The organism is Kribbella sp. (assembly GCF_035655035.1).
Lineage (GTDB): Bacteria > Actinomycetota > Actinomycetes > Propionibacteriales > Kribbellaceae > Kribbella.
Genome location: NZ_DASRVN010000304.1, coordinates 1 through 6,785 on the forward strand (window position 1 = coordinate 1; position 6,785 = coordinate 6,785).

Annotated in this window: 10 protein-coding genes and 1 pseudogene; 1 reads left to right on the forward strand and 10 read right to left on the reverse strand. The window is 68.9% G+C overall.

The features are described 5' to 3' along the window. The 7 genes and pseudogenes from VFF46_RS17615 to VFF46_RS17645 form a co-directional block, all read right to left on the reverse strand. Positions 1-318: pseudogene (locus VFF46_RS17615) on the reverse strand (8-oxoguanine deaminase); the annotation flags it as partial. After that, the gene (pucL, locus tag VFF46_RS17620) at positions 318-1,223 is read right to left on the reverse strand and encodes a factor-independent urate hydroxylase (RefSeq protein ID WP_325038220.1); all 906 of its coding nucleotides are present in this window, start codon (positions 1,221-1,223) and stop codon (positions 318-320) included. The gene pucL and the pseudogene VFF46_RS17615, both read right to left, overlap by 1 nt. Before the next feature lie 6 nt (positions 1,224-1,229). Continuing rightward, a complete protein-coding gene (uraH, locus tag VFF46_RS17625; protein WP_325038221.1) occupies positions 1,230-1,544 on the reverse strand; it encodes a hydroxyisourate hydrolase in 315 nt (104 codons plus the stop codon). Then, positions 1,541-2,035 (reverse strand): 2-oxo-4-hydroxy-4-carboxy-5-ureidoimidazoline decarboxylase, encoded by a 495-nt coding sequence (gene uraD, locus VFF46_RS17630; protein WP_325038222.1) that lies wholly within the window; start codon positions 2,033-2,035, stop codon positions 1,541-1,543. Before uraD ends, uraH begins: the two co-directional genes overlap by 4 nt. An 88-nt stretch (positions 2,036-2,123) precedes the next feature. Further along, positions 2,124-2,513 carry a helix-turn-helix domain-containing protein gene (locus VFF46_RS17635; protein WP_325038223.1) on the reverse strand — a complete coding sequence of 130 codons (390 nt, stop codon included), beginning with the start codon at positions 2,511-2,513 and terminating at the stop codon, positions 2,124-2,126. Then, entirely contained in the window at positions 2,506-2,745 is a 240-nt protein-coding gene (locus tag VFF46_RS17640; protein ID WP_325038224.1) for a thiamine-binding protein, read from the reverse strand. The genes VFF46_RS17635 and VFF46_RS17640 overlap by 8 nt, the downstream gene beginning before the upstream one ends. A 10-nt stretch (positions 2,746-2,755) precedes the next feature. Then, a complete protein-coding gene (locus tag VFF46_RS17645) occupies positions 2,756-3,910 on the reverse strand; it encodes a DUF6986 family protein (RefSeq protein ID WP_325038225.1) in 1,155 nt (384 codons plus the stop codon). A 112-nt stretch (positions 3,911-4,022) separates the two neighbouring features. On the opposite strand from VFF46_RS17645, the gene VFF46_RS17650 reads away from it, so the two are divergent. After that, positions 4,023-4,778, forward strand: coding sequence for an IclR family transcriptional regulator (locus VFF46_RS17650; RefSeq protein WP_325038226.1), 756 nt, complete (start codon positions 4,023-4,025; stop codon positions 4,776-4,778). On the opposite strand, the gene VFF46_RS17655 is transcribed toward VFF46_RS17650, so the two are convergent. From VFF46_RS17655 to fgd, 3 genes are read right to left on the reverse strand one after another with little or no spacing between them, the layout of a single operon-like run. Continuing rightward, the gene (locus tag VFF46_RS17655; protein WP_325038227.1) at positions 4,775-5,140 is read right to left on the reverse strand and encodes a VOC family protein; all 366 of its coding nucleotides are present in this window, start codon (positions 5,138-5,140) and stop codon (positions 4,775-4,777) included. The two genes, VFF46_RS17650 and VFF46_RS17655, sit on opposite strands and share 4 nt — an antisense overlap. Further along, positions 5,137-5,718 carry a GNAT family N-acetyltransferase gene (locus VFF46_RS17660; RefSeq protein WP_325038228.1) on the reverse strand — a complete coding sequence of 194 codons (582 nt, stop codon included), beginning with the start codon at positions 5,716-5,718 and terminating at the stop codon, positions 5,137-5,139. Before VFF46_RS17660 ends, VFF46_RS17655 begins: the two co-directional genes overlap by 4 nt. A gap of 10 nt (positions 5,719-5,728) precedes the next feature. Further along, entirely contained in the window at positions 5,729-6,733 is a 1,005-nt protein-coding gene (fgd, locus tag VFF46_RS17665; RefSeq protein WP_325038229.1) for a glucose-6-phosphate dehydrogenase (coenzyme-F420), read from the reverse strand. Positions 6,734-6,785 lie beyond the last annotated feature (52 nt).

Sequence of the window (6,785 nt, forward strand, 5' to 3'; positions counted from 1 at the left end):
GGGCCGGGCCGCGACGTTCACGGTGTCCGGGGTGATCCGCGCCCAGACCGGGTAGAGCGTTGTCAGCCATTCGAAGAGCGTCGCGTCGGCAGCGAGCCCGCGCGTCACCCACTGGTACAGATGCTGGTGCGTGTTCACGAACCCCGGCGTCACCAGGCAGCCGCGCCCGTCGACCACCCGGGCATCGTCGTACGTCGGAGCGGGCCCGGGCCCGACCGCCACCAGGCGATTGCCCTCGGCAACCACGTGGCCGGTGAACTCGCGCCGGGCCGGATCGAGGGTCGCCACGTAGGCGCCCTCGATCACGATCCGGGACATCAGCAGAAGCCGGCCATGTTGACCCAGGCACTGCCCGAGTCGCCGGCGTCGTCGCGGGTCACCGTGGCCTCGATCAGGCCGTACGGGCGGTCCGCGGCGATGAAGACCTCGCCCGGGTTCTCGACCCCGAACGGCGACAGGTCGACCAGGAAGTGGTGCTTGTTCGGCGCCGAGAACTTGACCTCGGCGACCTCCGGGTGTTGCTCGAGCACGGCGGATCCCATGCCGTACAGGCTCTGCTGCAGCGCAAGGCTGTGGATCGTCGCGAACCGGGACAGCAGCAGCGCCTTGATCGCGTCGTACGACTTGTCCCAGTCGACCTCCGTGTGGTCGTAGCGCCAGCGCGCCACCAGCGAGGTCGCGAGGATCCGGTCGTTCGTCTCCGGCAGCGTCGTGTACTCGTCCTTCAGGAACCCGTGGAACTCCGACCCGGTCGACTTCAGTACGACGAGATCGCTGATCCCGGAGACCACGTACGCCTTCCGGTCCGGGCCGCGGCCGTCGATGTTGACGATCGTGTTCCGCACGCCGGCGCCGCTGCGGACGAACGCGTGGTCGTGCTCCTGCCCGTCGACCTGGATCCGCTCCCACGGGTACTCCTCGACCGCGATCCGGGCACCCGCCGCGGCCGGCGACGCCTCCAGGAACCGGTCGCCGAGGGTCAGCGCGTAGTCCTCGATCGCGCCGATCCCCTTCTCCTTGGCGAACGCGAACGCGGTGTTCTTCTGGGTGTCGGTCGGCAGTACGCCGGCCTGGTCGCCGGTGGTGTGCGCGGCCTCGAAGTCACCGCGGAGCGCGGTCGACACGTTCAGGTCGCGGATCTGGTGGCGGGGCGTGTCCCGGTAGATCCGGACGACGCGGTTCTCGGCTTTGCCGTACTGGTTGGTGCCCAGGTGGATGGCCATCTCGGGTCAGCTCCCTCGGTAGGTGGAAAACGCGAACGGGCTGAGCAGCAACGGGACGTGGTAGTGCCGCTCGTCGGCGACCGTGAAGGTCACGGAGACCTCGGGAAAGAAGATGTCCTGGCCGGTGCTCCCGGCGTACGCCGCGACGTCGAACCAGAGGCGGTACGTCCCCGGGTCGAGGGTCGGCGCGAGCACGGCCCGCCCGTCGGCGTCCGTCGTACCGGCGGCTTCGAGTACGTCGCCCCGGTAGAGCCGCACCGGGACGCCGTGGGCCGGCCGTCCCAACGCGGTGTCGAGGACATGGGTCGAGAGACTGCTCATGCCGTCACCACCTTGCTCAGCCGGAGCAGCGCGATCTTGCGCAACTCCTCGTGGACGACCGCCGCCTCGGTCGCGTCGTCGTGCGTGAGCCGGGTCCGCAGGCTGCTCAGCATCTGCGCCGCCGACAGCCCGGTGGCGCAGATCAGGAACACCCGGCCGAACCGGTCCTCGTACTGACGGTTGCCCTCGGCAAGTTCCTGCCGTACGGCGGTGTCGTCGCCGACGCCCGACTGCTCGGACCGCGACCAGGCCGCCTCGGTACTCGCGCCCCGCGGCCGGTCGCCGATCCGCGGGTGCGCCTGCAAGGCCCGGTCGACCTCGTCGTCGTCGAGTTCCCGCAGTACCTGGTCGGCCAACGCGGTCAGCGCGGCGCGATCGCCGTACGGCCGCTTGGCGAGGATCGCGTCGACCCACCGCGGTACGTCGCAGCATGCCGCCAGCGCCGGCCGCAAGCGGTCGGTCGGAGTGGAGTTGAACTCCTCCAGGTCCACGATCACACCTTCTCGAATCCCGAAATCAACTTTCCGTATGACGAGAGCGTGACACCCGCTGCGCCTGTCGTCAACAGTTTGTTGAATTTCAGCGGGCGCGGTTCAGGTAGTTGTAGACGGTGAAGCGCGTGACGCCGAGTGCCTCGGCCACGATCTCCGCCGACTTCCGGTACTCGAAGGCACCGCGAGACTCCAGCAACAACACCGCCTGCTGCTTGTCATGCCGCGACAGCTCCCGCAACGGCCCCCCAAGCTCCTCAGCCACCCCCGCCAACAGACTCTGCACACCCCCATCGGAGATCCGCTCGGGCGTCTTCCTCACACTCTTCTTGGTGGGAAGGCGTACGGAGACCACGGGTTTGCCCTCCCATTCCAGCGTGACGTCGTCGCCGGCCGCCTCCGCCGGATCGAGCAACTCGGCGTTCAGCCGGTCGACGAGCGGGGTGATCGCCTGGACGAGCGGATGCTGCTCAGCCATCACGGCGTACCTGCAAGGTCACCTGACTCGCCCCGCCGGCGAACGCCGCCTCGAGCACCTTCGGTAGCGCCGGCAGCAGAAGATGCTGCTCACCGCTGACCTGAGTCCCGAGCGGACCGAACTCGCACTCGAGCCCGGCTTCCTCCGCCGCGCGCAGCGCCTCGGTCGCATGCGCAGGCGGTGAGCCCTCCACATCGAAGGGCTCCGTCGTGAACTCCGCAACCAGTCGCATACCGGCGAGGCTAGGCCCGCCGAGCCAGTTTCGCGAGACCCGTGGCGTCGAACTCGCTGCCGTCGATGGCGCCGCACTCGATCCCGCGCAGTACGAATCCGGCCAGCGCGACCGCCGTGGCCGGCTCGTCGAGGTAGCCGGACTCGCCGTCACCGAGGTACGCGCGCAGCCGGAGCGCGGCCTGGTCGAAGCCTTCGCGGTAGAAGAGGTACGTCGCCGCGAACCGGGTCGGGAGCTGCGCCGGGTGCATGTCCCAGCCCTGGTAGATGCCGCGCGCGAGCGACCGCCGTACCAGCCGGAAATGCAGGCGCCACGCGTCGTGGATCGCGTCACCGACCGGGAGAACGTTGGTCGACCCATCGGATACGAAGACGCCCGTACCGGCCGCGGCCAGCTGCATGACGTCCTTCGCGTGGTCCGCGACCGGATGCTCCATGCTCTGGTACGCCGCCGCGACGCCGAGCGAGGCGGAGTAGTCGTACGTGCCGTAGTGCAGGCCGGTGACGCGCGGGCCCCCGGCCTTGAGCATCCGGGCGATCAGCGCGGTCCCGTCGGAACCGAGGATCGCCTGCGGGGTCTCGACCTGGATCTCGAACTGCAACGGCTGCAGATCGTGCTTGGCCTCCAGGGTCTCGAGCGCGTAGACCATCGCCTCGACCTGCTCGACCGAGGTCACCTTCGGGAGCGTGATGACGAAGCCGTCGCGGTTGCCGCCGAGGTGCTCGAGGAACAGGTCGAGGGTACGGATGCCGCGGCGGCGGGTCGGCGCTTCGAGCGACTTGATCCGGAGACCGTAGTACGGCGTCTGCCGCGCGATCCGGGCCGCGGCGATCGCGGCCGCGTCCTCCTCCTCGTCGGGGCGGTTGCCGTAGCCGTCCTCGAAGTCGATCCGGAGGTCCTCGATCGGCTCGCGTTCGAGCTTGCCACGAACCCGCTCGTACACATCGTCCGGGAGATCCAGCACCTTCACGAACTCCGGATGCTCGTCGAGCGCCGTACGCGCCTGCGCTCCCCAGTCCGCGACCGTCTTCTCGTCGTACCGGTCGGCCGGGACGTAGACGGTGTGGACAGGTTGCCGGACGCCGCGATCACCGGGGTAATCAGCGGTGAGGGCTGCGTCCGCGGCGGCCAGCCGACGGTCGAGTTCGGTCATCAGGTCATCCACTCGGGCCTCCTTTTCCGTATGGTGGAGACTAATATCTACTTTGTGGAAGACGCAAGAATACGAGCTTCCGGGATCTGGCGCTAAACTTCCGTGATCCGGAAAGGTGGAGGACATGGCGGAGAGCAAGCCGCGGACCGGCAGCGTGCAATCGATCGAGCGCGCCTTCGGGCTGCTCGAGACGATGGCCGACGCCGGCGGCATGATGGGCCTGTCGCAGCTCGCGGCCGCCTCCGGGCTGCCGCTGCCGACGATCCACCGGCTGGTGCGCACGCTGGTCGACCTCGGGTACCTGCGGCAGGAGTTGTCCCGGCAGTACGTGCTCGGTCCGAAGCTGATCCGGCTCGGTGAGAGTTCGTCGCACATGCTCAGTGTGTTCGCCCGCCCGCACCTGGCGCGGCTGGTCGACGAGCTCGGCGAGTCCGCCAACATGGCGATGCTGGACGGCGACCAGATCGTGTACCTCGCGCAGGTGCCGTCGCGGCACTCGATGCGGATGTTCACCGAGGTCGGGCGCCGGGTGCTGCCGCACTGTACGGCGGTGGGGAAGGCGATCCTCGCCCAGTTCCCGGACGCCGAGGTCCGCGAACTCCTGCGCCGCACCGGCATGCCGAAGCACACCGACAACACCATCACCAGCCCGGACGCGTTCACCGCCCAGCTGCACCAGGCCGAAGCCCACGGCTACGCGATGGACGAAGGCGAACAGGAGCTGGGCGTCCGCTGCGTCGCGGTCGCCGTCCCCGACGCCCCCTCCCACCTGGCCATCTCCATCTCCGGCCCCGCCGGCCGCATGACCGAGCCCCTGGTAGAACAAGCCATCCCCCTCCTCACCCAGGCAGCCAAGTCCCTCTCCGAAGACCTCCACTAACCAGGCGGCCGCAACACGCAGAACTCGTTCCCATCCGGATCAGCCAGCACATGCCACACCCAACCGCCTTCGCGGATCGGCGCGTCGGTCAGTTGCCGCGCGCCGAGGGCGCGGACGCGGGTGACCTCGGCGTCGAGGTCGGGAGTACGGAGGTCGAGGTGGACGCGGTTCTTCACCGACTTCCGGTCTGGTACCAGCTGTAGTAGTACCTCGATGCCGGGGCCGTCCTGCGGGAGCAGCGTCAGGTAGGTGTCAGGCTCGCCTGCTCGGACGTAGCCGAGGACGGCTGTCCAGAAGTCTGCCGCGCGTTCGAGGTCCGCGACGTCGACCACGACGACTAGGTCGCCGTGTGAGTAGCTCATGTTGTTGGGGCGTACGTGCGCCAGCGTTCGGTGAGGGTGTAGCCGAGGGACTGGTTGGCTTGGAGGCTGGCCTCGTTGGTGGCGGCGCCGCCGGTGCTGAAGCGGGTGATGCCGATGTCGAGGAAGGCGAGGATCGAGGCGGCCTTGACGGCCTGGCCGACGCCTCGGCGGCGGTACTGCGAGAGGACCGAGGTGAAGGCGGTGTCGCCGAAGCCCTCGTGTTCGCGGATCACCGTGGCGCCGACCAGGCGGCTGCCGTCGAGGGCTCCGAAGACGCGGTTCTCCGGCCAGAGTGCCTGGATGTCGGCGAGTTCGCCGACGTGCCGGTGGGTCGCGGGCGTGTCGGGGTAGTCGGGCTGGTTCGTGGTTTCGAGGGTGTGCAGGGCGGACGCGGACTCGGGCCCGAGCTCACGGATGGTCAGCCCGGCGACGGTCGCCCGCCGTACCGCCGACTCGAGCAGCTCCCGGTCCGGGTCGAACAGCCGGACCGCCCAGGACTCGGCGACCACGCGGTACCCGGCCGCTTCCAGCTCGGCGCACCGCGGGTCGCTGTCCTGAACGATCTGGTAATCACCCACGGGGTGATTGTCAGCCAAGTTTGCGCAGCAACGGAAGGACGTCTTCGGTGAACTGGGTCAGGAACCGCTCCTGGTCGTTCCCCGGACCATGGACGACGAAGTGGTTGAAGCCCGCGTCCACGTACGGCTGGAACTGCTTCACGGCCTCCTCGGCGTCCGACGCGACGATCCAGCGCTTCGCGACCTGCTCGATCGGCAGCTCGTCGGCGAGCCGCTCCATCTCGGTCGCACTCGTCACGCTGTGCTTCTGCTCCGGCGTCAGCGACAACGGCGCCCAGAACCGGGTGTTCTCCAGCGCGGCCGCCGGATCCCGGTCGTACGACACCTTGACCTCGAGCATCCGGTCCAGGTCGTCGAACTTCTTGCCCGCCTTCTCGGCACCTTCGCGGACGGCCGGGATCAGCTTGTCCGTGTACAGCTCCATGCCCTTGCCGGACGTCGCGATGAACCCGTCACCGGCGCGCCCGGCGTACTTCGCGACCAGCGGCCCGCCCGCCGCGACGTACACCTTCAGCGGGGTCTCGGGACGGTCGTAGATGAACGCGTCGACGGTCTTGTAGTACGGCCCCTCGGAGCTGACGCCGTCCTTCGTCCACAGATCGCGGATCAGCTGCACGGCCTCCCGCAGCCGGGCGAACCGCTCCTTGAACTCGGGCCACTCCATCCCCGACACGGCGATCTCGTTCAGCGCCTCGCCGGTGCCGACGCCGAGCATCACCCGGCCCGGGTACAACATCCCGAGCGTCGCGAAGGCCTGCGCGATCACCGCCGGGTTGTACCGGAACGTCGGCGTCAGCACCGACGTACCCAGCTGGACCCGCTCGGTACGCTCGCCGACCGCCGCCATCCAGGCGAGCGCGAACGGAGCGTGCCCGCCCTCGTGCCGCCACGGCAGGAAGTGGTCCGACACGGTCACACTGTCGAGTCCCAGCTGCTCGGCCCGCACGGAGTACTCCACCAGGTCCCGCGGCCCGAACTGCTCCGCCGAGGCCTTGTACCCGACCCGAATGCTCACCCTCTGCTCCCAACGTCGTCTGCGCGTACTCCGGAACAACTGCGTCCAGGTC

Bases quoted from the DNA above. Each gene is read 5' to 3' on its own strand.
- pucL (WP_325038220.1), bottom strand. From the start codon at position 1,223: ATGGCCATCCACCTGGGCACCAACCAGTACGGCAAAGCCGAGAACCGC.
- VFF46_RS17640 (WP_325038224.1), bottom strand. From the start codon at position 2,745: ATGCGACTGGTTGCGGAGTTCACGACGGAGCCCTTCGATGTGGAGGGC.
- VFF46_RS17635 (WP_325038223.1), bottom strand. From the start codon at position 2,513: ATGGCTGAGCAGCATCCGCTCGTCCAGGCGATCACCCCGCTCGTCGAC.
- VFF46_RS17655 (WP_325038227.1), bottom strand. From the start codon at position 5,140: ATGAGCTACTCACACGGCGACCTAGTCGTCGTGGTCGACGTCGCGGAC.
- uraH (WP_325038221.1), bottom strand. From the start codon at position 1,544: ATGAGCAGTCTCTCGACCCATGTCCTCGACACCGCGTTGGGACGGCCG.
- VFF46_RS17650 (WP_325038226.1), top strand. From the start codon at position 4,023: ATGGCGGAGAGCAAGCCGCGGACCGGCAGCGTGCAATCGATCGAGCGC.